Annotated in this window: 18 protein-coding genes and 1 pseudogene; 9 read left to right on the top strand and 10 right to left on the bottom strand. The window is 72.3% G+C overall.

Features of this window, described 5'->3' with window-relative positions:
• The first annotated feature begins 44 nt into the window (after positions 1 to 44).
• A complete protein-coding gene (locus tag ACIQM4_RS31870) occupies positions 45 to 317 on the top strand; it encodes a hypothetical protein (protein WP_401598655.1) in 273 nt (90 codons plus the stop codon).
• A gap of 39 nt (positions 318 to 356) precedes the next feature.
• Here the strand turns inward: ACIQM4_RS31870 and ACIQM4_RS31865 are convergent, their stop codons facing one another.
• Positions 357 to 1,313, bottom strand: coding sequence for a Ku protein (locus tag ACIQM4_RS31865; RefSeq protein ID WP_401598654.1), 957 nt, complete (start codon positions 1,311 to 1,313; stop codon positions 357 to 359).
• Positions 1,314 to 1,465: 152 nt separating this feature from the next.
• On the opposite strand from ACIQM4_RS31865, the gene ACIQM4_RS31860 reads away from it, so the two are divergent.
• Positions 1,466 to 1,906: a hypothetical protein gene (locus tag ACIQM4_RS31860; protein WP_401598652.1), complete on the top strand. Its 441-nt coding sequence runs from the start codon at positions 1,466 to 1,468 to the stop codon at positions 1,904 to 1,906.
• A 32-nt stretch (positions 1,907 to 1,938) separates the two neighbouring features.
• Here the strand turns inward: ACIQM4_RS31860 and ACIQM4_RS31855 are convergent, their stop codons facing one another.
• Positions 1,939 to 2,718 carry an SDR family NAD(P)-dependent oxidoreductase gene (locus ACIQM4_RS31855; protein WP_401598650.1) on the bottom strand — a complete coding sequence of 260 codons (780 nt, stop codon included), beginning with the start codon at positions 2,716 to 2,718 and terminating at the stop codon, positions 1,939 to 1,941.
• A 126-nt stretch (positions 2,719 to 2,844) separates the two neighbouring features.
• Here ACIQM4_RS31855 and ACIQM4_RS31850 point away from each other — a divergent pair.
• A pseudogene (locus tag ACIQM4_RS31850) lies at positions 2,845 to 3,654 on the top strand (helix-turn-helix transcriptional regulator); the annotation flags it as partial.
• A gap of 79 nt (positions 3,655 to 3,733) precedes the next feature.
• Here the strand turns inward: ACIQM4_RS31850 and ACIQM4_RS31845 are convergent.
• A complete protein-coding gene (locus ACIQM4_RS31845; RefSeq protein ID WP_401598649.1) occupies positions 3,734 to 4,339 on the bottom strand; it encodes a GPP34 family phosphoprotein in 606 nt (201 codons plus the stop codon).
• A 183-nt stretch (positions 4,340 to 4,522) separates the two neighbouring features.
• Here ACIQM4_RS31845 and ACIQM4_RS31840 point away from each other — a divergent pair, with 183 nt between their 5' ends.
• The gene (locus tag ACIQM4_RS31840; protein WP_401598648.1) at positions 4,523 to 5,467 is read left to right on the top strand and encodes a MerR family transcriptional regulator; all 945 of its coding nucleotides are present in this window, start codon (positions 4,523 to 4,525) and stop codon (positions 5,465 to 5,467) included.
• 73 nt (positions 5,468 to 5,540) lie between these two features.
• On the opposite strand, the gene ACIQM4_RS31835 is transcribed toward ACIQM4_RS31840, so the two are convergent.
• Positions 5,541 to 6,977, bottom strand: coding sequence for a purine-cytosine permease family protein (locus ACIQM4_RS31835; RefSeq protein WP_401598646.1), 1,437 nt, complete (start codon positions 6,975 to 6,977; stop codon positions 5,541 to 5,543).
• Between the two features lie 68 nt (positions 6,978 to 7,045).
• Between ACIQM4_RS31835 and ACIQM4_RS31830 the strand changes: the two genes are divergently transcribed.
• Both ACIQM4_RS31830 and ACIQM4_RS31825 read left to right on the top strand, forming a co-directional pair.
• Positions 7,046 to 7,687 (top strand): TetR/AcrR family transcriptional regulator, encoded by a 642-nt coding sequence (locus tag ACIQM4_RS31830; RefSeq protein WP_401598645.1) that lies wholly within the window; start codon positions 7,046 to 7,048, stop codon positions 7,685 to 7,687.
• A 21-nt stretch (positions 7,688 to 7,708) separates the two neighbouring features.
• The gene (locus ACIQM4_RS31825; RefSeq protein WP_401598644.1) at positions 7,709 to 9,334 is read left to right on the top strand and encodes an amidohydrolase; all 1,626 of its coding nucleotides are present in this window, start codon (positions 7,709 to 7,711) and stop codon (positions 9,332 to 9,334) included.
• A gap of 152 nt (positions 9,335 to 9,486) precedes the next feature.
• Here ACIQM4_RS31825 and ACIQM4_RS31820 read toward each other — a convergent pair whose 3' ends face one another.
• From ACIQM4_RS31820 to ACIQM4_RS31810, 3 genes are all read right to left on the bottom strand, one after another.
• A complete protein-coding gene (locus ACIQM4_RS31820; RefSeq protein WP_401598643.1) occupies positions 9,487 to 10,926 on the bottom strand; it encodes a cellulose binding domain-containing protein in 1,440 nt (479 codons plus the stop codon).
• A 412-nt stretch (positions 10,927 to 11,338) separates the two neighbouring features.
• Entirely contained in the window at positions 11,339 to 13,690 is a 2,352-nt protein-coding gene (locus ACIQM4_RS31815) for an AbfB domain-containing protein (RefSeq protein WP_401598642.1), read from the bottom strand.
• Positions 13,691 to 13,919: 229 nt separating this feature from the next.
• Positions 13,920 to 16,787, bottom strand: a complete 2,868-nt coding sequence (locus tag ACIQM4_RS31810) for an RICIN domain-containing protein (RefSeq protein ID WP_401598641.1) — start codon at positions 16,785 to 16,787, stop codon at positions 13,920 to 13,922.
• 588 nt (positions 16,788 to 17,375) lie between these two features.
• Between ACIQM4_RS31810 and ACIQM4_RS31805 the strand changes: the two genes are divergently transcribed.
• A complete protein-coding gene (locus ACIQM4_RS31805) occupies positions 17,376 to 18,230 on the top strand; it encodes an NAD(P)H-dependent oxidoreductase (protein WP_401598640.1) in 855 nt (284 codons plus the stop codon).
• 80 nt (positions 18,231 to 18,310) lie between these two features.
• Here ACIQM4_RS31805 and ACIQM4_RS31800 read toward each other — a convergent pair whose 3' ends face one another.
• Entirely contained in the window at positions 18,311 to 20,764 is a 2,454-nt protein-coding gene (locus tag ACIQM4_RS31800; protein WP_401598638.1) for an ATP-binding protein, read from the bottom strand.
• Between the two features lie 225 nt (positions 20,765 to 20,989).
• On the opposite strand from ACIQM4_RS31800, the gene ACIQM4_RS31795 reads away from it, so the two are divergent.
• Positions 20,990 to 21,445, top strand: a complete 456-nt coding sequence (locus ACIQM4_RS31795; RefSeq protein WP_401598636.1) for a carboxymuconolactone decarboxylase family protein — start codon at positions 20,990 to 20,992, stop codon at positions 21,443 to 21,445.
• A gap of 154 nt (positions 21,446 to 21,599) precedes the next feature.
• Positions 21,600 to 22,244, top strand: a complete 645-nt coding sequence (locus ACIQM4_RS31790) for a glyoxalase (protein ID WP_401598635.1) — start codon at positions 21,600 to 21,602, stop codon at positions 22,242 to 22,244.
• Here ACIQM4_RS31790 and ACIQM4_RS31785 read toward each other — a convergent pair.
• Both ACIQM4_RS31785 and ACIQM4_RS31780 read right to left on the bottom strand, forming a co-directional pair.
• Positions 22,216 to 22,821 carry a hypothetical protein gene (locus tag ACIQM4_RS31785; protein ID WP_401598807.1) on the bottom strand — a complete coding sequence of 202 codons (606 nt, stop codon included), beginning with the start codon at positions 22,819 to 22,821 and terminating at the stop codon, positions 22,216 to 22,218. The two genes, ACIQM4_RS31790 and ACIQM4_RS31785, sit on opposite strands and share 29 nt — an antisense overlap.
• Before the next feature lie 410 nt (positions 22,822 to 23,231).
• Positions 23,232 to 24,383, bottom strand: a complete 1,152-nt coding sequence (locus ACIQM4_RS31780) for a S1 family peptidase (protein WP_401598633.1) — start codon at positions 24,381 to 24,383, stop codon at positions 23,232 to 23,234.
• Positions 24,384 to 24,594 lie beyond the last annotated feature (211 nt).

Below are 24,594 nucleotides of genomic sequence, written 5' to 3'. Positions count from 1 at the left end.
GCGTTGGGCGGTTGGCGCGGTCCGCCGGGGGCATCAGGCACCGTATGACGATCCGTGACGAACATCATGACTCGCCCGACCTCGGCGAGATGGAGCGAGGTACGCCACAACGGCTGGCCGCCCGCAACCAGATGTGGACACTCGCCTGGACCGCGCTGTGCGTCCTGCTCGCCATCTGGTCGCTGGCCTGGGGCGTCGGCGCGGCACGGGGCACCGCCAACGCGTGGGCCTACTCCTTCGCAGGCCTGGTGCTGCTCGCCTGCGCACTGTGGGCCCGCCGCTCGGCCATCCGCAACAGTCCGCCGCGACACCTGTGAGACGGCCGCCCGGCCGACAGCCGGTAGCGGTCTGCCGGCTCAGGCACTCGACCTCCGGGCGGCCGTCTTCTTCGCGGGGGCCTTCTTCGCCGCGGTCTTCTTCTCCGCGGCCTTCTTCGCGGGGGTTTTCTTCGCGCGAGCCGCCTTCTTCTGGGCGTGGTCCCCGAGGTCGTGCACGCTGGCGTCGCCCTCACCCTCGCCGTCGCCCTCACCCCGCGAGGCACGGGCGGAACGCACGGACTGCTGGAGGGCGGACATCAGGTCGACGACCGTCTCCTTCTGCTTCTCCTCCCCTCCCTGCGGGGCAGCCGGCCGGCGTCCGCCGGACTTCGCGGCGAGCAGTTCCTCCAGGGCCTCGCGGTAGTGGTCGCGGTACCCCTCCAGGCCGTCGTCCGTGGTCATCTCCTCCATCAGGGAGACGGCCGCGTCGACCTCCTCGTCGTCGAGGTCGACCGTGCGCGGGGCCAGCTCGTCCGGGGAGCGGATCTCGTCCGGCCACTTCATCGCGTGCAGCACCAGGGCGTCGTCCAGGATGCGCAGCAGCCCGAGCCGTTCACGGCCGTGCCACGCGAACTTCGCCACCGCCACCTTGCTGCTGCGCTCCAGGGCCCGCCGGAGCAGCACGTACGGCTTCGCGGCGACGGGGCCGTCGGCGGCCAGGTAGTACGAGGTGCCGATCCGTACGGGATCGATGGACGACGAAGGTACGAACCCGACCACCTCGATCGCCTTCGCGGTCGGCAGCGGAATGTTGTCCAGCTCCTCGTCCGTGATCTCCACCAGGGTGTCCTTGGCGACCTCGTACGCCTTGCCGATCTGGTCCTGGTTGAGGACTTCCCCGTCCAGATCGCAGACCTTCTGGTAGCGGACCCGGCCCAGGTCCTCCAGGTGGTACTGGTGGAAGCTGATGTTGTGGTTCTCCGTGGCGGGCAGCACCTTGACAGGGATGCTGACCAGGCCAAAACTGACCGCACCGCTCCAGACTGGGCGTGGCATCGGTATCCTCCAGCGTCCGGGCGACCCAGCCTAGGCCGCTCCGGGCCCCGCGGCACGCCGGAGCCGCCGGCGGACACCCTCGCCCGGTCCTGCGCGGGGCGCCCCGCCCGCCGCGGTCCACGGCTCCGGCGGTCAATCGCGAAGGGAGCCGGATGAAGGACGACGAGATACGCACCCAGCTCGACGGGCGCGCCCGGGTCGAGATGCTGCTCGCCAACGTGGAGAGCGGGTACCGCCCGCGCGCCGAGGAAGTGGCGCACGCGCTCGGCTACCGGCTGGTCGCCTACGAATTCCTTCGGCACGCCGGCCAGCGCCTGGTCTGCGAACGCGACGACGCACCCAACGCCCGCCGCCGCGCGGAGCTGAGCATCGAACGTCTCAGGGCGGGCCGGCCACTGCTGCCGGTCGAGGAGCCGTACGTACCACCGCCCCAGCCGCCGCCCCCGGTCACTCCGCGTGCCCCCGGGACCCCGCGGCCCCGCCGCAGCGCATGGGGACCGCCGCCTCCGCCGCCCGCGGCCCCGGCGCCGGCCGCACGCCGGGTCACGCCCAGGCCGCCCTCCGGGCCGCCTCCGCCGCCGCCTCTCCCCTAGCGGTCCGCCGGCACAGGAGAGCGGGTGTTCGGTCAGGCGGTCCGGTAGCGGGTGGCGAGTTCGGGGCTCTGGGAGCCGAAGGCCGCGAGGTCGGCCCGGAAGATGTCGTCCAGGAGCGTCGCGTCCTCGACCCCGGGGGCGCAGACCACTTCGCCGAGCTCAAGTCCGCGCAGGGAGCCGGTGACGAGGTCGTCGGCGCTCATGCGGGGCACCGCGCTCATGTCCAGGCCCTGTCGTGTGTGGAACTCGGTGGCGACGACTCCGGGACAGACGACCTGGACCTGGACCCCGGTGCCTTCGAGTTCGGCGGACAGGGCCTGGCTCATCGCGACGAGGTGCGCGAGGGTACCGGCGTACACGGCCCTGCGAGGCATCTGCTCATGGGGAGCGGGGCCGCTGAAGGCGATCATGCCGGCGACGTTCACGATGGCGCCCTGCCCGCGCTCCCGCATGCCTCCGACGGCCGCACGGGTGATCAGCGTGGGGGCGAGAACCTTGACGTTGACCAGTTCGCGGGCCTTGTCGGCGGGCAGCTCGGCGAGCGGCATGTAGTGCGAGACGCCCGCGTTGTTCACCAGCAGGGTCAGGGGCTCGGACGCGCCGACCGCCGCGACGGCGTCGATGCCCTCGTCGGTGGACAGGTCCGCGACGACGGAACGGACCTTGACCTCTGGGTGCGCGGCGACGAACTCGTCCAGCCGCTCCTGCCGACGGCCGACGATCACCAGGTCGTGGCCGTCGGCGGCGAGGCGTTCGGCGAAGGCCTTGCCGATTCCGGAGGTGGCGCCTGTGACGAGGGCGAGCTTGTTCATGGAGGTTCCTTTCGTGCTGCCGTACCTCCACGATGCGGACAGAACGCCCCAACAGCCAGTAGACCCTCCTTCATAGGACCAGCAGTACCAGGAACCTCTCCCGGCACATTTGCGACACTGCTTCGTATGGCGGCGACAGAACTCGGAACGACCCTGCGGCAATGGCGCGCCCAGGTGTCGCCGGAGGCGGCGGGGCTGCCCCCGGGCGGACACCGGCGCACGGCCGGGCTGCGCCGCGAGGAGCTGGCCCAGCTCGCCGGTGTCTCCGTGGACTACCTCACCCGGCTGGAACAGGGCCGGGCCACCCGTCCCTCCGCCCAGGTCGTCGAGGCCCTGGCCCGCGCCCTGCGGCTCTCGGCGGGCGGGCGCGCCCACCTCTTCCAGCTGTGCGCGCTCGCGCCGCCCGGCCCCGACACGATCTCCACGTACGTCACCCCCGGCGTTCGACGGATGCTGGACCGGCTGGCCGGCACGCCCGTCGCGGTCTTCGACGCGGCCTGGACCCAGCTCCTCGCCAACCCGCTCTACACCGCGTTGATGGGCGACCGGCAGGGTGACGACCTGAACGCGGTACGGCGGAACTTCCTCGGCACCGGCTCGCGGGTACGCCACACCCCCGACTCCCGGGGCGCCCTGCGGGCCCAGCAGGTCGCCGACCTGCGCGTCACATCCGGCCGCTACCCGGCGGACCAGCGGCTGCGACGTCTCATCGCCGAACTGCGCGCCGGGAGCGATGAGTTCGACGAGCTGTGGGAGTCAGGCGCCGTCGGACCGCACCGGAGCGCACACAAGACCGTCGACCACCCCGAGGTCGGCGCCGTGACGCTGGACTGCGACGTCCTCACCGTCACGGGCAGCGATCTGCGCGTCATGGTCTACACCGCCGAACCCGGCACCCAGGACGCCGAACGCCTCGCCCTCCTCGCAGGACAGGGACACAACCCCTCGGCGAGTCGCGGCGGGCGGCCCGCGCCGCGGGGACGTAACCCTCAGCGAGGAGAGGGGCCCGCGCCGCTCACGGGCCGCGCCAGAGGTTGGCGAACGCCGCGTTCTCGATGGAGCGACGCTGGCGTACGGCCTCCAGTTCGGTCACCGCGTCGTGGACGACCTTCACCACGGTGGCCACCGCCTCGTCACCGGGTTCAGGTTCGTCGGCGGAGTCTTCGGGGCCGGCTCCCACGCAGGCGGCGAGGGAGAGCAGGACGGGTTCCCGCGCGGCCCAGCGGTCGGCCGCCCGGCGGCGCGCGGGCGTCTCGACCGGTTCCAGCCGGTCGGGGCCGAAGGACAACCGGCCGCTGCGCTTGCGCGTCAGCTCTCCGTCCTCCTCCAGAACGGCCTGGTAGGCGGCCGCGAGGTCCCGGCCGCGGCGCCACAGCCAGTCCTCCACGCTCTCGTAGGGCGGCTGCCGGGTGAGTGCTGCCGCGGCCTCGCCCAGGGTCCGGTCGCCGGGGGCCGACGGCCCACCGGGCACGATGCGGTCGCCGTCCAGGGCGACCGCCCCCGCGCCGATGAGATCGACCAGTTCTGCTCCGGCCAGTGCGAGCGACAGGTCGCCCTGCCCCACGGTGTGCACCGACCCCGGGTCCATCACGATGCTGAACAGGTCCTTCGCCGTGGTCATGAGCGGCTCCCCTCGAAGACATCGGCCTGCGTGCCGCCCTGCCGCGCCCGGCTTCCGTGCGGCCGGCGGGACGGCTGTCCCGATCAGTATCGCCCTCTCCGGGCGGCCGGCCCCGCTCCCGGGGGATTCCGGTCGCTGCGGCCGGTTGAGTCTCCAGCGGCCGGAGGGTCCAGGATCTCGGCCATGGAGAACGAACGGCCCGACCTGCTCACCATCGGCCAACTCGCCCACCGCACCGGCCTTTCCGTACGCACCCTGCGCTTCTGGTCCGACCAGGGAGCGGTGCCGCCCGTGGCCCGCTCGGCGGCCGGCTACCGGCTGTACGACACCGGTTCCGTGGCCCGCGTCGAGTTGGTCCGCACCCTGCGCGAGCTGGATCTCGCACTGGAGGACGTGTGCCGCGTCCTGGGCGGCCGCACCACGGTCGCCGAGATCGCCGCCGCGCACGTGACCGCGCTCGACGCCCGGATCCGCTCCCTCAAGGTGAGCCGGGCCGTCCTTTCGACCGTGGCGAAACGTGGATCGACCACCGAGGAGACAGCACTGATGAACCGACTGGCACGGCTCTCCGCCACCGAACGCGAGCGAATCGTGGAGGAGTTCAAGGAGGAGGTGTTCGGCGCACTCGACGTCGACCCGCACCTGCGCGAGCGCCTGCGCGCCTTCCGCGTCGACCTGCCAGACGACCCCACCCCCGGGCAGGCCGACGCCTGGATCGAACTGGCGGAACTGGTGGCGGACCCCGGCTTCCGCGTCCGGCTGCGCACCTGGATGGAACTCAACACGCCCGCGCCGGGGCAGGGCCCGCCGCCCGGCGCCTCCGTCTGGTGGGCCAGGCAGACCGTCCGGCGCGTGGCCCAGGCCCAGCAGCGCGGGATCACCCCCGAGGGGCCCGACGCGGCCGGAGTGCTGGACGATCTGCTCGGCGACGCCGACCGGGCCGGCGTACTGCGCAGTCTGGAGGCCGGGATCGCGGCGGAGGCGGAACGCTATCGCGGGCTCGTCGCCCGCGTTCGCGGACAGGCCGCCTCCCCCGACGCGACCGGACAGCTGAAGTGGCTGGCGCGGGCGCTGCGCGCCGCGGCGCAGGAACCACCGGCCGCGGCGTCCGGGCCCCGCCCGGTCTGAGAGGGCCCGGCCGGTCTGAGGGGGCCCGGCCCGGTCTGAGAGGGCCCGGCCGGTCTGAAGGAGCCCGGTCGGCTCAGGTGCGGGCGAACGCCTTGGTGAGCAGGGCGTACAGGGTCGAGGCGACGACGATGCCGACGGGCAGCGCCAGGTCCAGGCCGCCCAGCGCGTGGGCGACCGGGCCCGTGTAGAGGGTGTTCACACAGAGGGCGGCGGCGGTGACTCCGGCCGGGAGGGCGAGCACCCCGGCCGGATTGAACCCCGCGGTGTACCAGAACCGGCTGTCCGGGGTCTCGTCCATGAGCGCGGGCCCGTCGTAGCGGTTGCGGCGCAGCAGGATGTCCGTGGCGTACACGGCCATGGCGGGGCCGAGGAGGACGACGGTGAGCTGGAGGACGTTGCTGACGGTGTCCAGGAAGTTGGACATGAGCAGTCCGTAAAGGGTGAGGGAGACGGCTGCCACACCGTCGACGAGCACGCTGCGGGTGCGGCGGATACGGATCCCGACGGCCTGGAGGGCGAGCCCTGCGCTGTAGGAGGTCAGCGCGTTGATGGCGATCGTGCCGAGGACCAGGGCCAGCAGGAAGACGGGGGTGAACCAGGCGGGCAGGAGCTGTTCGAGGCCGGTCTGCGGATTGCTCATGTCCACCGCGGTCGCCGCGCAGGCCCCGAGCGAGCAGACGACGACGCTCGGGACGAAGCCGCCCAGGGCGGTCCAGCCGAACACGGCCCTCACCGGGGCCGTACGGGGCAGGTAGCGCGAGAAGTCGGCGCTGGTGGTGTACGACAGCGGCCCGGCCCCGATCAGGGTCACGCCCGCGACCAGCGCCGACCAGAGACCGGCGCCGCTGAGCGGTTCGGCCGGGGTGTGGCCGAAGTCGGTGTGCGCCAGCACCGGTACGGCGACCACGGCGAAGACCGCCGTGAGGACGAGCGTGATCGGGAGGTAGAGCCTGGTGATCATGGCGTGGCCGTAGACGCCGATGGCCAGGGTGACGGCGGCGATGACCATGACGACGATGATCTTGACGGTGGTGTTCGCGGTGAGACCGGCCTTCTCGACGAGGGAGAAGGCGGCGGTCCCGGCGGCGGCCAGGTTGAGCGCGAAGTAGCAGACGGAGATCAGCCAGCCGACGATCGCGTTGTTCACCCGGTTTCCGAACACGCCGTACATCGCCCGTGTGATCACCTCGCTCGGCGCCCCCGCGGCGGGTCCGGAGACGGCGAGGAGTCCGGTGAGCAGCCAGCACAGGTTGCCCACCACGATGACCGCGAGCGCCTGCCACAGGCTCAGTCCCATCAGGACGAGCGCCCCACCGGTCACCAGGCTGAGGTAGTTGACGTTCGCCGCCGCCCAGATGGAGAACAACTGCCGCGGGTGGCCGTGGCGTTCCTCGTCGGCGATGTGGTCGATGCCGTGCGCCTCGACGCGGCTCGCCCGGTCCGAGGCGGGATGCGCGGCCTCGTCCGTGGGGCGGGTGCCGGGTCGCGGGTCGGGAAACGTGGCTGCCATCGGGCTCCTCCGCATGCTGCGTACCCACCTGGTTGTTTATTGGTCGCAAACTCAATAGCATCGATTCCATGTCGTCAAGCATTCCGAACAAGCGAATCCGTAGATCTCCGGCGGCCAGACGTGCGGAAATCGTTGCCGCTGCATCGGCGGTCGCTCTGACGGAAGGTCTGGAGTGCATCACCCTGCGCCGCATCGCCGACGAGCTCGGCGTGCGGCCCGGACTGATCAGCCACTACTTCCCGGCCGTGGAGGATCTCGTCGCGGAGGCGTACGGCGACGCCGCGGGGAGCGAGCTCGACTGCCTGCTGCCGGCCGACCGGGCCGACGCCACGCCCACCCAGCACCTGGCGCGCTTCTTCACCCGGGCGAGCGGCCCGGCGTACGACGACGTCAGCCGGCTCTGGCTCAACGCCCGCCACCTCAGCCGCTACCGCCCCGTCCTTCGCGACCGGGTGGCCGCGCAGGAGGAATCATGGCGCGGCCGGCTCGAAGGGCTCATCCGCGAGGGCGTCGAGCGGGGGGAGTTCCGTACCGAATCCCCGTCCGCGACGGCCGTTCACATCCTGGTCGTCATCGACGGCCTCGGAGCCCACGCCAACACGGGCGCCCCGGACCGGCCTTCCGGCATCACCCACCTGGCCGTCACGACAGCCGAACGCGAACTGGGCCTGCCCACCGGCTCCTTGCGCACGGCCGCCACCCCGAACTGACCCGTCCCCGATGGAGCCAGCATGTCCACTTCCCTCGTTCTGCTCTCGGCAGCCCTGCTCGACCCCGTCTCGGGCGCCTTCCTCCCGCAGACCGCCCTCGCCGCGGCCGGCGGACGCATCACCGCCCTCGGCGACGACCGGGAGATCCGCGCCCTCGCCGACGCCTCGACCACGGTGATCGACCTCAAGGGGGCCGTGGTGACCCCGGGCCTGGTCGACGGACACCTCCACCCCGTGTCCGGCGCCGAACTCACCCACGGCCTCGACCTGTCGGCGTGCACCGACATCCCGGGTGTACGTGCGGCACTCGCACGCGAGGTCGCCTCCCTGGCTCCCGGGGCGTGGCTGCACGCCTGGGGGCTGGACCCGAACGTCTTCGGCGACCTGCCCGTCGCCACCGCGCCCTTCGACGCGGTCCTCGACGGCGTCCCGGCCCTGCTGCTCCTGTTCGACGCCCACTCCATGCTGGCCAGCCGCCGGGCCATGGAACTCGCCGGGGTGGACGGTCCGCGCACCTTCACCCAGGCGTCTGCCGAGATCGTCTGCGACGGGCACGGCCGCCCGACCGGTCTGCTGCTGGAGGACGCCGCCTGCGCGTTGGTGGAGAGTGCCGCTCCGCGGCCCACCCGTGCGGAGCGCCGCGACCGGCTCGCCGCCACGCTGCGCGCGATGGCCGCCACCGGCCTCACCGGGGGCCATGTCATGGACGCGGGCGGGGACAGCCTGGCCTTCTACGGTGAACTCGACGCCGCGGGCGACCTCCCGCTGCGGTTGCGCGTCGCGCCCTGGTGCCAACCCGGCACCGGCGACGACGAGTTGCGCGCGCTCATCGCCCAACAGGGCGCCGGAGGACGGCTCTGGCGCACCGACGGCGTGAAGATCTTCATGGACGGCACGATCGACAACGGCACCGCCTGGCTGGAGCGGCCCGACCACCACGGCGAGTCCACGCACGCGTTCTGGCCCGACCCTGCCGTCTACACCAGGATCGTCGGCGAGCTGCACCGGGCAGGCGTGCCCACCGCGACCCACGCGATCGGGGACGCGGCCGTCCGGCACGTCCTCGACGCCGTGGAGCAGGCCCAGGCCGAGAGCGGCCGCGGGGTGCGCCACCGGGTCGAGCACATCGAGACCGTCCCCGACGACACCGTGCGCCGCTTCGCCGAACTGGGCGTCGTCGCCTCCATGCAGCCCACGCACTGCTGCGACTTCACCAGGGCCGACCACACCGACAACTGGTCCCGCCGGCTGGGCCAGGAGCGCGCGGCGCGCGCCTGGCGCTGCCGTGACCTGTGGGACGCCGGAGCCACCGTCGTCCTCGGCTCCGACTGGCCCATCGCCCCCTACCCCCCGCTGGGCGTGATGGCCGGGGCCCGCCACCGCCGTCCCTCCCGCGACGTCACGCAGCCGCCGCACGGCCCCGAACAGGCGCTCAGCGGGCTGGAGGCCCTGCAGGGCATGACGGTCAACAGCGCGTGGACGGCGGGAGAGGAGCACGAGGCCGGCCGGATCACGGTCGGCGGCCGGGCGGATCTCACGGCCTTCGCCGGCAACCCGCTCACCACCGCCGCGACGGACCTCCCCGAGCTGCCCGTCCTGCTCACGGTCCTCGACGGGCGACCCACGCACCGGGCCGCCCAGGTCTGACGCGGGTGCCGCGCGGTGCTCCGCGCGGCACCCGCCCGCCTCCGGGGCCCTGGGCTCCTGAGTTCCCGGTCTCCCCGGCTCCTGAGTTCCCGGTCTCCCCGGCTCCCGGTCTCCCGGTCTCCCGGGGAGGAGGAGCCGGGTAACCGGTCCGGTCAGGCGGAGGGGACTCCGTCCACGAAGGTCGTGCCCGCCGTGCGGTAGGCCGCGACCGTGGCGGCGGCCTGGGCAGGGGTCAGTACCTTGTCCTTGACGTGCAGGACGTAGTCGACCTTCTGGTCGTAGGTACGCGGCGTGGTGCTGGTCTGCCCTGCGAGGTCGATCAGCCACTGGTTGAAGTTGATGGACATCGGCCGCTCGGGGAGGTAGCGGGTGTCGTGCCGGCCGAACTCCTGCCCGTCGACGTAGTACACGATCGCGTTGTTGTCGATGGTCAGCACCAGGTCGTGCCAGCCCGCGAAGCTGGTGCGGGACTCACTGTGCTGGTTCACGGCCTCCCAGGGGTCGGGCCGGTAGGTCTCCCACGAGGTGGTGTAGAGGATGTTCGCGGGCTCGCCCCAACCGCCGTTGGGCAGGTACTCGAAGTCGTACTCCGCGTAGTCGTCGGCCATCGGAGCCTTCAGGTCGTTGATGGTGAAGAACGTCTGCACCAGCCGGTCGCCGTCGGGGCCCGAGCGCGGCGCGTCGGAGAAGCGGACGCGGGCGGCGTAGGTGCCGTTCTTGAACTTCGACGCCTGGGTGAGTACCTCGCTGTGCTCCGTGCTCTGCGCGGTGCCGGCGGTGGAGCTCTCCAGGTTCATGATCGAGTTGGTCCCCTCCTTCGCGAAGGTGACGTTCTGCGGGTCCCAGGTCGCCCCCGGCACGCCGGGGCCGCCGGAGTTGGCCCGTACGCTCCACCCGTGGGCGGCGATCGAGGGGTCCGTGTGCGAGGTGTAGTTGAAGTCGTCGAAGAGCGTGGCGCCCGTGGGGGGCGGGTCAGTGGGGTCCGTGGGGTCCGTCGGGTCAGTGGGGTCGTTGCCCTCCGGTGCGGTGCCCCACACCTGAGCGCCCGCGACGGTGGCCGTGACCTTGGACCAGTTGCCGTAGCTCGTCCGGGAGGGACCGAAGGAGTAGTCGTCGGCCTGGTTGAGCGCCTGCCAGTTGGAGCGGTGGAAGCGCAGCTGCATGTCCCCGGTGTCGGCGCCCGGCGCGAGACTGCCTGCGCCGGCGGTGAAGCCGATCTCCAGGTAGCGGTCGGCCGTGGCGGTCGGGTGGGGGAGTGTGCCGAAAGTGCCGGTGATGTTCGCGCAGCCCTTGACCGCCCATGAACAGGCGTAGGTGTAGGAGGACGAGGCGGAGTCGGCCTTGAAGTAGTAGCGGATCTTGACCTGGCTGAGCGCGACAGGGGCGCTGCCGGTGTTGACCGCCTTGAGCCAGGGCTCGACCTGGTCACCGCCTGCCGAACTCTGCCGGTACTGCACGGTGAGTGCCTCACCGGCGGCGGAGGCCGGTGAGACCCCGAGCGCCGTGGCGCCCAGAACGGCGGCCGTCGCGGTGGCGACTGCCGTGCGGGTCCACGGGCGAGTGGTCCTCTGGCGGGTGCTGTTTCTCGACACGGTGTTCCTCTCGGGGGGGGGTGAGGGATCGTGCTGAAGCGCATGGCGCGGAGACGTCACCGAGGGGTGCACGGCGTACGCCCAGGGGGTTACCACCTGACCAATTTTGCAACTGGTCAGGTACGAGACTGAAGGTGGCATAGACCACTGGGAGCGTCAACCCCGGGAGAGGAAACGGGTATTCACAGCGCGACGGAGCAATCGGCCACGCCGTGACCGAACAACCCTCCTTTACCACTTGACCAGTTGGCCAACCACGCGTCGCCCCCGCTCTGGCCGCCGGAGGCACGTGCGGGGCACACGAAAGGCACCCCCGGGTGATGTACGTCCGGGGGTGCCGTGAACCTGTGCCGCCGTCAGACGGCCGGGACCGGGGTCGAAGTCGGGGTCGGGGTCGAGGTCCGGGTCGGGATCAGGGCGCCCAGGGGGCGTCCACCGCCCATGTGGTGTCCGCCGCGAAACTGGCCGGGTTGTCCCAGGCGTGCGAACCGCCCGGGGTCGCGAGCCACACCTCGGAGTTGATGTGCCGCAGGTACTGCCCGGCGAAGTTGTACGCAGACAGGCGCACGCCACCGTTGCCCGCCACCGCGCAGAACGTGGCGTCGGCCTTGAAGAGGTCCGAGCCGTCGCCCGCCTCCTTGTACACCCGGAAGTCGCGGTGGCGCAGGTACTGGCCGGGGTAGTTGCGCGACTCGAAGGAGTAGCAGCCGGTGCCCGCGAGCCCGGCGACGATCTTGAAGGTGGCGTCGTTCTTGAGCAGCGCGGAGCTGTTCGCGTCGACGACCGCGGTGAACGCCAGGCCCTCCTGGTGGCGCAGGTACTTGTTGGTGTGGCCCGGTGTGGTGACCCGGAGCGACTTGTTCTGGCCCACCGGCAGGGTCACCGGCGGCGGGGGGTTGCGGGAGGCGTCGACGAGGGCGAGGTTGGCGGCCCTGACCCGGGCGGCGTCGACCTTGACGACCTGGCGGTCGTAAGTCAGCAGCCCGTTGACCTCGTTCTCCACGTCGGTGATCTCCGTGTAGACGGAGGCCGAGAGACCGGCGGGCATCTGGTTCTCGCGCAGCGAGTCGATCAGCCCGACGAACCGGTTGTTCAGGGCCGCCGCGTCGGGCTGGTCCTCGTAACTGAAGCCGCCGCCGGGGAACCACTCGTGGCCGGGGACGCGCAGGCCGAGGCCGCCGAACTCGCCGAGGACGGCGGCGCGGGTGGCGGTCGGCGTGGTGCTGCCGGGACCGACGTAGATGTGGTTGTCGATCACGTCACCGTTGCCGCCGTCGACCGAGCCGCAGCAGTTCACGCCGCTCATGTTGTTCACCAGGCGGGACGGGTCGTAGGCCTTGACCTCGTTCGCGATCCGGGCCTGGTCGTACTGGCCCCAGCCCTCGTTCTGGTTGACCCACATCACCAGGGAGGGCGAGCTGCGGTGCTGGTCGATGATCCTGTCGTACTCGGCCTCCCACTGGTCGCGGGACGCGGTGTCGGAGGGGGTGTTGTCCATGGACGGCATGTCCTGCCAGACCAGCAGGCCGAGCCGGTCCGCCCAGTAGAACCAGCGCTGCGGTTCGACCTTGATGTGCTTGCGGACCATGTTGAAGCCGAGGTCCTTGTGCTTCTGGAGGTCGGACCTCAGGGCGGCGTCGGTGGGCGCGGTGTAGATGCCGTCGGGCCAGTAGCCCTGGTCGAGCGTGCCGGTCTGGAAGACGAACTTGCCGTTGAGCAGGGTGCGTTGGACGCCGTTGACCTTGCCCACGGAGATGGAGCGCAGGCCCGCGTAGCTGCCGACCGAGTCGACGGTGGCGGTCCCGGAGAGCAGGTCGGCCCGCACGTCGTAGAGGAAGGGGTCCTCGGGGGACCACAGGTGCGGGTTCGGGATCGGCACGGATATCTGACTGCCGACCGCGCCGGTCGCGGTGGCCACCTGGGTGCCGCCGGACGACACTGTCACCCTGGCCGTCTGGTTGGTGGTCCCGGTGCCGCGCACGGTGACCTTGAGACTGTTGTCGGAGAGGCTGGGCACCATGTCGAGCCTGCTGACGTGGGCGGGCGCCGTCGGCTCCAGCCACACGGTCTGCCAGATGCCGGAGGCCGCGGTGTAGAAGATGCCGCCGCCCGGGTGCGGGGCGGTGTCGCGGATGCGCTGCTTGCCGACGGCCTGGTTGCCGGTCTCGGTCGGGTCGAAGACGGACACCACGACGGTGTTCGTACCGCCGTTGAGCAGCGGGGTGATGTCGTACCGGAAGGCGTCGAAGCCACCGCTGTGGACGGCGCCCGCCTGCTGCCCGTTGACCCACACGGTGGTGCGCCAGTCACTGGCGCCGAAGTTGAGCTGGACTCGGCGGCCGTTCCAGCCGGCCGGCACGGTGAAGGTCCGCTTGTACCAGAGCTTGTCGTTCTGGGTGATCTTCCGCTGGATGCCCGAGAGCGCCGACTCGGCGGCGAACGGGACGCGGATCTGCTCGGCGAACGAGGCCGGCTGCCCGGCGTCAGCCCCGGTGACCGCGAAGTCCCAGATGCCGTTGAGATTGGCCCAGTCGGGCCGGGTGAGCTGCGGGCGCGGGTACTCGGGCAGCGGATTGTCGACGGAGACCTGGTTGGTCCACGGCGTGGTCATCGGGGACGGCTTCGGGGTCCAGGCGAGTGGCGCGGCCTGGGCGCTCCCGCCGGCGACGACGAGGCCGAGGCACAGGAGGACCAGCGCACTCAGTAAGGCGACAAGTCGCGCCGGACGCCGGGGTCTGCGGGACGACGGTGACGGAAGGTGCACGGGAGAACTCCTCTGTCGGGTGGGGCAGTACGGGTGCGGGTACGGCTACGGAGTGGTACGGGTACGGAGTGGTACGGGTACGGGTACGGGTGCGCGGTGGCGCGGGTACGGGTGAGCAGTGGTGCGGGTGCTCGGTGGCGCGGGTACGGGTGCGCAGTGGTGCGGGTGCGGAGCGGCGCGTTGGTCCCGGCGTGCGCGCCGGGTGCGTGCCGGCGGGTGGAGAGGCGGGTCAGCGCAGGCGCCACAGGTGGTCGGCCGTGCCGTTGTCCGCGTACTGCACGACCCGTGCGCTGTCGGCCGTGGACATTCCGTCGACCCCCAGCACCTTGCCGCTGTTGCGGTTGCGCAGCCGGAACCAGCCGCCGCCGTCGTGCACCAGGCGCCACTGGTGGTCGGCGGTGCCGTTGTCGGCGTACTGGACCACACGCGCGCTGTCGGCGCCCGACATGCCGTCGACGCCGATGACCTTGCCGCTGTGCCGGTTGCGGATGCGGAACCAGCCGTCCGCGTCCGGCAGGAACGCCCAGAGGTGGTCGGCGGTGCCGGTGTCGCCGAACTGCACGACCTGCGCGCTGTCCGCCTGCGACATCCCGTCCACGCCCAGGACCTTGCCCGAGTGCCTGTTCTCCACGCGGACGTCGCCGTCGGGGAGCCAGCGCCAGAGGTGGCCGGCCGCGCCGTCGTCCGCGTACTGCACGACGGGCGCGCTGTCCGCGGCGGAGCCGCCGAGGACGGCGAGTACCTTGCCGCTGTGCCGGTTGCGGAGCTTGAAGGAGCCGTCGCCCTGGTCGACGACCTGCCACAGGTGGTCGGCGGTCCCTGTGTCGCCGAACTGGACCACCCGTGCGTCGTCGGCCGTGGACATCCGGTCGACGCCGAGGACCTTGCCGGAGTGCACGTTGCGGACGCGGTACCAGCCCCCGCCGTCGTCCACGAGCTGCCACAGGTGGTCGGCGGTGCCCGTGTCGCCGAACTGCACGACCTGGGCGCTGTCCGCCTGCGACATCCCGTCCACGCCGAGGACCTTGCCCGAGACGCGGTTGGCGATCCGGAAGGAGGCGCCGGGCACGGTCCAGGCCCGGCCGGTGGGTGAGGCGAGCGGGAAGGCGGAGATCCGCAGCCGTGCCGCGCCGAGCGGCACCAGCGTCACGGACTCGACCGCGGCGGTGGACCGTGCGGGACTCTGCTGGAGGGGGGTGACGACCCGCTGGCTGTCGGCCTGCCACTCGGCGATCCGGCGGGCGGGCGCGGTGATCCGGTACGGGGTGGTGGCGTGGGTGAAGGGGTTGGCCGGCAGCGCCCCGCCCGCGGCGGTGAAGGCCAGGCCCGCGGTGAGGTCGGCGGGGTCGAGCGCGAGCCCGTAGTTCCACGGGGTGGTGGCGTGCACGTCGTACTCGGGGAAGGTGTCGGTGCCGCCGGTGCGGACGTACTCCTCCCCCACCCGCAGGGCGTAGCTGAGCGGGCCGCGGTCGACGGTGACCGAGCCGCCGTTCACGGGCCAGGTGCGGACGGCAAGGCGCGGCGGGAGCGTGAGCCGTACGGTGTCACCGCTCGACCAGGTACGCCGTACGACGGTGAAGGCGGGGCCCGCGGGAGCTGCCACGGCCCGGCCCGCGACGGTCAGCACGGGTGCGGCGCACCAGCCGGGAATGCGCAGGGCGAGCGGGAAGGCGACCGGTTTCGGCGTGCTGACGGTGAAGGTGACCGTGTCGCCGAACGGGTAGTCGGTGTCCTCGCGGACGGTGACCGTCACGCCGTCCGCGACCTCGGCGGTGACGGAGGAGGGGGCGTACATCGCGGCGCAGAGGCCGTTGTCGGGGGTGGCGGCCCAGAGCTCCTGGGTGAACCAGGGCCAGCCCATGCCGTAGTTGTGCGGACAGCAGCGGTACTGGTCGACACCGGGGCGATAGGACTGCATGGCGAAGCCGTTCTGGAACTGGCCCATCGTCTTGGGGCTGTTGTCCAGATCGACGCTGTTGGCGCTGGTCACGTAGTGGACGGCCTTGCCCTGGGGGTCCAGGGCGGGCGGCAGCGCGTTGAAGGCGAGTTCCTCGCAGCGGTCGGCCCACAGCGGGTCGCCGGTCAGCCGGGTGAGCAGTTCGTGGCTGGCCATGAACTCCACGACACCGCAGGTCTCGAAGCCCTGCCGGGGGTCGGTGTACGCCTCGCGGATGTTCTCGTCCCCGGCGAACCCGCCGCCGGGGAACTGCCCGTACCGGCCCATGACCGTGTCGTAGGTGGTGTACGCGGCGCGGGTGTCGGCGGCGGCGCCGGAACGCAGGGCGTACTGGGCGGGTTCACGGAAGCCCTGGGCGATGTTGACGTTGTGCTGGTTGGGCAGCCCACCTGTCCAGTCGGCGCCCAGGGTGTGCATCTTGTCGAGGAGGTCGAGCAGGAAGGCCTCGCCGGTGCGGTTGTAGAGCCAGAGCGCGGTGTCGATCCCGTCGCCCCAGCGCAGCGAGACCCAGCTCTGGTTGAAGGCACCGGGGCCCTGCGCGTTCATGAAGCGCAGGAAGCGGGTGAGGAAGGGGATGACCCGGTTGTCCTGGGCGTGCTCCTGCCAGGAGCGCAGTGCCTGGAGCAGCGGCAGGAAGGGCCAGAAGTCGGGGCCGCCGCCGAGGGAGGTGCGCAGCGCCTCGGGGCCGAAGAAGCCGTCGGGGCGCTGAGTGGCGAGGATGCCGTCGATCCAGCGGCGGGCGGTGGCGAGCGCGTCGGGGTCCCGGGTGACGACGGCGAGGTCGACGTATCCGCGCAGCCAGTAGGGGGCTTCCTCCCAGCCGGCGCGGGCGGTTCTGATCCAGCCGGAGGTGTCGAGGTCCAGGAAGTGCGACAGCTCGTCGAGACGGCCGCAGAGGCCGTCGAGCTGTAACCGCAGCTGCCCGGCCAGCCAGCCGCGGGGGGTGACGGCGGTGGTGGGAAGTCTGAGCAGGGCGGTGGGTTCGAGCGGAGCGGCGTTGGGGTGGTAGCGGCCCCCGGGCGCCGGGGGGAGGCCGGCCCCGGCTGCCGCCGCGGGGCGGGGCAGGGCCTGACTGAGACCGGTGGTGGCGATAGCCACCGAGGTTGCCAGGAGGGTGAACTGACGTCGCGTCAGGGACATGCTGCTCTCCGTGGGAAGCGGGACGGATCCGCGCGGGGAGGTGCGCGGAGCGGGCCTGCCGGGGTGGGGGTCCGGCACGGAGCGGGGTGGGGCGCGCGTGGCCGCGGAGCACCGGAGCGCCCTGGTGGAGTTGCCGGGCGGTTCGGCGACGCGGCGAGCTGCGCACCCCGCCCCGTGCGACCGGATCACCGCCCCGAGCAGATCTCAGGGAGCCACGGTGCGGGGAGGAGCGGTCGGGATCCGAGGGGTGCACGGATTCCAACGTTGGAAAAGCGGTGTCATGCGGAATGACAGCACGCTCTTTTGGGCGTGTCCATGTCTCGCGCACAAAATCATGGAACGCGTTCACGGAACGGCATCCGGAGGGGTTGGCGGCCGTAGGAGCCGGACGCGGCCCCGACACCTTCGTGAGTGCCCGTCCGGTCGCCGCGTTCCCGTGCCCTCGGCCGGCCGCCGGATTTCTATCGTTGCAAGGAACGGGCGGGCTCTCGCACGGTGACGCTCCCCACGCCGCCGGCCACTGTGATTGCCCGACGGCGGCACGGGTACGCGCCGGGGATCATGCTCTCGGCCGAAAGGAAGCACACGGTGAAAGTCCTCTGGCTCGCCGCCCACCCCGATCCCCGCTCCCTCAATGGCTCCCTGTACGGCGAAGGCGTCCGTTTCCTGGAGGAGCAGGGGCACGAGGTCCGTACGTCCGATCTGTACGCCATGGGGTGGAACCCGGTCGTGTCGGCGGCCGACTTCTCCCACGGGCAGGGCGGCCCCTCGCAGGGCGGCGGGCCCCTCCCCCACGGGCAGGGCGAGCGCCTGGTCGTCGGAAGCGCCGCCGAGGAGGCCGTCCGGCGCGGCACCCTCTCCCCCGACATCCTCGCGGAGCACGAGAAGCTCTCCTGGGCGGACACCTTGATCGTGCAGTTCCCCCTGTGGTGGTACGGGATGCCCGCGATCCTCAAGGGCTGGTTCGACCGCGTCTTCGTCAGGGGCTTCGCCTTCGGGATCCACGACGCCCAGGGCCGCCAACTGCGCTACGGGGAGGGCGCGCTCGCCGGCAAGCGTGCCATGGTCGTCGTCAGCGCGGGCGCCCGGGAGGCCAGTCTCGGCGCGCGCGGCATCAACGGCGAACTCGGCGACCTGCTCTTCCCCCTCCAGCACGGCACCCTCTGGTACGCGGGCATCGACGTCCTGCCCCCGCTTCTCGTGCACGGGGCCGACCGGGTGGACGCCGCCGCCTACGAAGCCCACGCGGACGCCCTGCGCCGCCGCCTCAAGGACCTCCCCCACACCCGGCCGATCCCGTTCCGGCACCAGAACGGCGGGGACTACGACGAGAACCTGGTACTGCGCCCTGCCCTCAGCCCGCACACCACGGGCCTCGCCGTCCACCACCGCGCAGAGGACGAGGACGGGACACCACCCCCCGGCGCCCGGCAGGGGCACTGAGCCGGCACGTGCCTCCACGGGCCGTGGCGGGCCCGCACCCGGTGCGACGGGCGAAGCAGGTCGCGCCGGGCGACGGCGGGTTACGCCAGGCTGCCCGCGACGGTCCGTGACAGCGCTTCGCCCGCCGCGCGGTGCCCGGCCGCCGCGTCGGGGTCCGCGCCGTCGAGCAGCGCCGCGAGGGCCTCGTGGGCCCTGGCCTCCTCGTGCCTGCGGCCCAGTTGCGGCGCCAGGCTCAGCACTTGGCGGTGCAGCCGCAGGGCCTCGTCGGGCCGGCCCGCGAGCCGGCAGGTCTCGGCGTACCCGTTGAGGTAGCGGACCTTCCAGTGCTCCTCGAAGAGGTCGTCCAGCAGCGCGAACGCCTCGCTGTGCCTCGCCAGCGCCTCCTCGTACCGGCCCATCTGGCTGTACGCGACACCCAGGCAGTTGAGGCACCACGCCTCGTTGTGCAGGTGCCCCTCCTGGCGTGCCTGGGCCAGTGCGCCCTCCAAGTGGGCGGCCGCCTCGTCCGGTTGCTCAAGGGCGAGGGCCAGACCGAGGGTGATCCGGGCGGTCAGCGCCGGTGGCCAGGCGGGGTCCTCGTGCGGGAAGGCGAGTACCGTACGGGCCTGGGCGGCAGCCTCCTCGCGGTGCCCCAGTTGCAGCATCGCCCAGGCCTCTGACGCGGCGGCGTGCGCAGCGCCCGCCGGGGAGCCGGCCTCGTCGAACAGCTTGCCCGCCCGCCGGAACAGTTCGAGCGGCTCCTCCACCCGCCCCGCATCCCACGCCAAGTACCCCTGACGCAGCAGCAGTTCCGCCTCCCGTACGGTTTCGCCCGCCTGCCGCAGGAGGGGTTGTGCGAGCCGGTAGGCGTCGGCGGCCTCCGCCATGCGCCCCGCGTTGTACCTGGCGAAGCCCAGGTCCGCGTACGCCTCGGCCTCCTGCCGCGGGTCACCCAGGCGCTGGGCGGCGGCGAGCGCCCGCTCGAAGAGCACGTTGAGGTGGGTCGTGCCGCAGCGGCGGGCGAAGTAGGCCCGCAGGAAGCGCGGCAGTTCGCAGACGTGCGCGTCCGCGCCGACGGCGTCGGCCGTCTCGAAGGCGCCCACGAGGTTCCCGTACTCCGCGACCAGCCAGGCGTACGCGGCGTGCTTGTCCTTGAACGGCGGCAGGGCGGCGGGCCTTTGGCCGGCGGTGGCGGGCCGGCCGGGCGGCAGGAAGGTGAGCGCTGCGTCCGCGGCGGCGGCCGCGTGGACGTAGTAGTCCAGCATCCGGCCCAGAGCGCGCTCCCGGTCCACCGCCGGGTCCTCCTGGCCGCCGGACCGGCGCGCGTGCTGGTGCACCAGGTCGTGCAGCCGGTAGCGGTCGGCCGTCGGCTGCTCCACGAGGTGGGCGTCGAGAAGATCGTCCAGCATGTCCCGCGCACTGCCCAGGGAGACGTCCGCGAGCGCAGCGGCCAGGTACTCGTCGAAGTACCCGCCCGGGAGCAGCCCCAGCAGCCGGAACAGCCGGGCCTGCGCGCGGTCCAACTGCCTTACCGACATGGCCAGCGCGGCGTCGAGCTCGTCGGTGCCCTGTCCCAGCCGCTCCACCAGGATGCCCACCGTCCAGCCCGGCCGGTGGCGCAGCCGGGCGGCGGCCAGCCGCAGCGCCAGCGGCAGCCGGCCGCACAGCCGCACCACCTCGGCCGCTGCGTCCGGCTCACGGGACAGCCGGGCGTCGGGGCCCGCCGGCCCGCTGCTCGCCCGGCCCAGCAGTTCGGCGCTCTCGCGCGCGCTCAGCACGTCCAGGGAGACCGGGGGCACCTCGTCCAGGCCCAGCAACCGGTTTCGGCTGGTGACCAGGGCGACGGAGGAACCGGCGCCCGGCAGCAGCGGGCGTACCTGGTCGGCGTTGGCAGCATTGTCGAGGACCACGACGGCCCTGCGCCGGGCGAGCTCGGAGCGCCAGCACGCGGCGAGTTGCTCGACGCCTTCCCGCGGGACCCGCTCGGAGGGCACGTCGAGCGCGCCGAGCAGCATCCGCAGGACGGACTCGGGGTCGAGCGGTTGCCTGCCCTCGGTGAACCCGTGCAGGTCCACGTAGAGCTGGGCGTCGGGGAAGTCACCGGCGAGCCGGTGCGCCGCGTGCACCGCCAGGCAGGTCTTGCCCACCCCGGCCATGCCGTCCACGGCCACCACCCGCTGTGCGCCCACCGAGGCCAGCACGGCGGCCAGTTCCTCCTCGCGGCCGGTGAAGTCCGGCGCGTCGCGGGGCAGGTCGTTGCGGGGCGCCGGCCGCCCCTGCCGGCTGGACACCGGTGGCGCCGGAGGCGCCTGGGAGGTGCGCTCCCACAGGGGGCGCAGCGGGCGGGGGTCGCGTTTGACGAGCCGGCACAGGGCGACGACGGCGGGCCAGGGCGGCACGGACCGGCCCGTGAGGTAACGCGACAGGGACGACGAACTGAGTCCGGTCTCCCGCGCCAGGGCCCGCACCCCGAGTCCGGACAGTTCCTGGATCAGCCGGAGCCTGTCGGCCAGTTCACCCTGCGGCCCCGGAGCCGCCGTTCTTCCCACGTCCACCGCACGCCCCCGCCGTCGCACGCTTACGGCACGCTCCCGCGCGCCGGCGGGAAACACACCAGTGTCCCGCTGCCGGAAGAACGTAACCCCACACGTCCCCGCTGCTCAAGGGCCGGGGCACTGTCCCACGGTGTCCCACGGAGCTGGGCGGGGGGAGCGGGACGGGCTGAGATGGGGTCATGCCCCGAGGGACGGGGCGAAGGACACCGCAAGGAGCCCACCGAAATGCAGTCTCGCCTTCAGAATCCCGCAGTCCTCCTGCCCGATGCGATGCCGGCCATCCAGTCCCTGTTCAAGGCGGTCCACTCCGGCGGGGTGGACGCGCGGACGCTCGAACTGGTGCATCTGCGGGTCAGCCAGATCAACGGGTGCAGCGCGTGCGTCGCCGGCGGCGTGAAGTCCGCCCGCAAGGCCGGCGTGGACGAGGACCGGCTCGCCTCCGTGGCCGCCTGGCGCGAGGCCCCGTACTTCAGCGAGCCGGAGCGGGCCGCGCTGGACCTCGCCGAGTCCGCCACCCGCCTCGCCGACCGCCCGGACGCCGTCAGCGACCTGGTGTGGGACACGGCCGCGACCCACTTCGACGAGAAGCAACTGGCCGCGCTCGTCCTGATGACGGGCATCACCAACCTCTTCAACCGGCTCAACGCCACGACCAGGCAGATCGCCGGCGCCTGGGGGTGAGCACGGGGAACCCGGCCGGCAGCCCGCCAACAACCTGCCGACAGCCCGCCGGGTCCCGTCCGCCCCACCCGCTCGGATCACCACGGCCCCGCTCCACGCACGAGTCACCACCTCCCCGCCCGCCCCGCCCGACCCACCGAGTAAGGAATCAGCCATGACCACCAGCACGCGCACCGCCTCCCTCACGACCGTCGCCCTTGAGGTGCCCGACGTGGCGGCCGCCGACCGCTTCTGCACCGCCTTCGGTGTGAGTTCGCTCGTCTCCCTGCGTCCCCTCGGCGAGTCCGCGGCCGGTTCCTCCGGCTTCCGCGGGTTCACCCTGGCGCTCACCGTGGCCGGGCCCGCCACCGTCAACCGCTTCCTCGACGCCGCTGTGCAGGCGGGCGCCACCGTGCTCAAGCCCGGCTCGAAGTCGCTGTGGGGTTACGGGGGTGTGGTGCAGGCTCCGGACGGCGCGATCTGGAAGGTCGCCACGTCCGCCAAGAAGGACACCGGTCCCGCCACGTCCGAGATCGACGACTTCGTCGTCCTGCTCGGGGTCGACGACGTCAAGGCCAGCAAGCAGTACTACGCAGACCGCGGGCTTCAGGTGGCCCGGTCCTTCGGCGGGAAGTACGCCGAGTTCGCCGTGCACGGGAGCAGCCGTGCCAAGCTCGCCCTGTACAAGCGCACCGGCCTGGCGAAGGACCTCGGCACCTCGCCGGAGGGCTCCGGCTCCCACCGCCTGGTGCTCGGCGGAACGCTCGGCGACTTCACCGACCCGGACGGCTTCACCTGGACGAGCGCCCCGGCGCAGTGACCGGCGGCAGAGGTCCGAGCTCCACCGTTGTCGTCACCCGGGTGAGGCCCGGCCTGCGCGGTACGGAGCCGAAGCCGAAGCGCACCAGTGGTTCGACCGGTGCGCCGGTGCCGAGGTCGTCCGCCCCGTAGGCCGCGGACAGCGCGACGACCGGCCGCAGGTCCTGTGCCCCGTACCACTCACGGCGTCCTCCGCCCGCACTGCCTCGGGTGCGTACTCCGTCCAGGAACAGGCGGGCGGGCCGGTCGATCAGTGCGATCCAGGCGGGGCGGCGGGCGAGGGCGCCGGGTACGGCGCGCAGCAGGAGCCCGAGAGGGCCTCGCCTGCCGACGGTGAACCGGAGGTCCAGCTCCCCTGCCGCCACGGTCCAGGTGTCACCCTCGACGCGCACGTGAACGGGGACGACGTGAACCGTGTCGAAGGTGTAGGTCTCCCGGATGAACCGAGCCGTGTCCTCCGTGGGCGCGAGCAACAGCCTTTCCCCGTCGGGGCGTTCCAGCATCACGTCACTGAACGGGCCGTACGGGGTGCGCGGCCAGTGTCCCACCACGATGCGCGTTCCCGAGGAAGTGCCCATCCCCGCGATCCATCCGTCGAAGCGCAGCCTGCGACGGCGTGCGGGGGCGCGGGGGGACTTGCGCAATGTCTCGCTCCTGACCGGGACCCGGGGAAGCCCCGGGCCGTGTGCGATGCCCACGTCCGCGGCACGCGGTGCACGAACGAGGCGTTACGGTCCCAGTAGGGCCTACCGCGCTGCCGTCAACTCGGCGCGACACGCCGCGGTTTGCGTCCCACCCGACGATCGACGGTCTGACGGCCCGAAGGCCCGACTGCGCGGGAGCGCGGGAGCGCAGAAGCGGAGCCACGTCGGGGCCCACGTCGCAGGTGCACGTGGACCCCGTGTGGTGTTGGCGGCCGATGGCCGGCCCTGAGAGGTCGCCCGCGCCGGACCGGCCCCGCCGGCCGGCGGTCAGGCCGTGTGCAGGGTCAGGCCGTGTGCAGGGTCAGGCCGTAGCGGTTGAGGATCTCGTTGATCGGCTGGTGCCAGGTCTCTCCCCCGCTGCCGCAGTTGCCCCAGCCGCCGGAGGTGACGCCCTGGGCCTGGTCACCGCTGATGAACGAGCCGCCCGAGTCGCCGGGTTCGGCGCACGCGTTCGTCTTCGTCATCTGGTAGACCGCGCCCTGGCTGTAGTTGACGGTCTCGTTCTTCGCGAGCACGGTTCCGCAGTGCCAGTGGGACGTGGAGCCCGATCGGCAGATGGAGGCACCGACGGGGGCCTCTGCCGAGCCGCGGACGAGCTGGTCGGAGACGGTGCCCCAGCCGATCACCACGGGGACGGTCCACCAGCCGCTGCCGACGTTGACCCAGGCGTAGTCGTCGCCCGGGAACGAGGAGCCCTGGAAGTTGCCGATGTACGAGCCGTCCCACCCGCTGACGCTCTGGCCGGCGCCACCGCAGTGACCCGCCGTGACGAATCCGCCGTGCACGGAGAAGCCGATGGAGCAGCGCACGTTGCCCGTGTAGTACGGGTCACCGCCGACAGTGCCCGCGGCGAGGGTGGTGGGTTTGTGCTCGGTGACCCGGACCGTGAGGGGCCCGGTGTCACGTGCCTGCGCGAGGAAGCGCTTGACAGCGTTGTCGTCCTGCCGGTCGGCCTGGATCTCCACGACGACCTTGTTGCTCTTCCAGTCGGCGTGCCAACTGCTCACACCGGACGGGGCCTTGAGGCTGTCCAGACGCATCTGTGCCGCCTCCAGCTGCCGGGCGCTGCGGGTGACGAGCTGCACGGTCGCACCGGTGGCCCGTACCTCGTCGGCCCTTTCGCGGTCGGCGAGGGCGACCGTCAGCCGGCCGTTCTCCGGGGTGAACCAGGAGCCGGCGTACCCGGAGCCTGCCGCGGAGCGGGCTTTGCCCTCGACCGCGGTCGCCTCCTTCTCCGCCGCGAGTCGCGCCTGCGCCGCTCCCCGGGTGAGCCCGAAGTCCCGCTGCATGGCAGCGAGTACACCTTCGGACGCCGGGGCGCGAACTGCTTTCGGGGCGTCGTCCGCAGCGGACGCGGGGGCGGATCCGAGGGTCGCGCAAGCTCCTGTGACGAGGAATGCGGACAACACGGTACGCAGAGTTGTGTGACGTCTCATGACGATGGGCCCTTCGTTGTTCCGGCGATGTGGGGGTGGAACAGTGCGATGGTGAGAGCGCTCTCAGGGCGTGCCGGTAGGGAGACTAGCGAAGGATCATGAACAGGTCCATGCCAATGCCGTAGCGTGTTCGAGGCGGGGGCCGAGGGAGCGGGCACGCGGCGTGGCGCACGGGGCCGAGGGGGCGGGCAGGCGGCGACGCACGGGGTGG

The organism is Streptomyces sp. NPDC091272, from assembly GCF_044757485.1.
Taxonomy (GTDB): Bacteria; Actinomycetota; Actinomycetes; order Streptomycetales; family Streptomycetaceae; genus Streptomyces.
This window is presented reverse-complemented; position numbering and strand designations above follow the sequence as displayed.